This window comes from Cellulomonas sp. P4_A2, assembly GCF_056402515.1.
This window is the reverse complement of the sequence record NZ_JBFUHG010000095.1, coordinates 1-478: the sequence shown is the minus strand read 5'-3', so window position 1 is coordinate 478 and position 478 is coordinate 1. Positions and strand designations below refer to the sequence as shown.

Annotated in this window: 1 protein-coding gene; it reads right to left on the bottom strand. The window is 69.0% G+C overall.

The features are described 5' to 3' along the window. Positions 1-7: 7 nt before the first annotated feature. A partial coding sequence (locus AC1DUE_RS20260) for a hypothetical protein (RefSeq protein ID WP_477041203.1) occupies positions 8-478 on the bottom strand: 471 nt, incomplete at its 5' end.

Genomic DNA, 478 nt, shown 5'->3' with positions numbered 1-478 from the left:
ATCCTGCTCAGCCGATCTTCACGTTCTTGGCGATGGTGGTCTGATCGATGTCCGACGTACGCACGGTCACCGCGATCTTCCAGTTGCCCGCCATCGGGATCTGGACGCCGCTCGCCGTCCAGTGCCCCTCGGTGAGCCGGTCGGGGACGACGGGCAGCGGACCGATGTCCTTGGACGCGAGGGTGAAGGCGAGCTTCACCTCGGGGACGTCCATTGGCTGTCCGTCGGGGCCGTCGATCCAGATGTGGAGCCCGTTGGCGCCGGTGAGACCGGGGTCGATGTCCATCCGGACCGTCCCCTTGCCGTTCCGGCCGCCGGTGTCGAAAGGCAGGCTCACCGCGAGGGGGCCCGCTGTCGTGGGTGCGGATGCGGCCGTCGAGGTGCGGGCCGCTTCCTCCTCGGTACGTCCGGGCTCGGTCGAGGTCAGCACGGTCGTCACCGCCAACAGCGCCACCGCGACCCCGACTTCCGCCAGTAC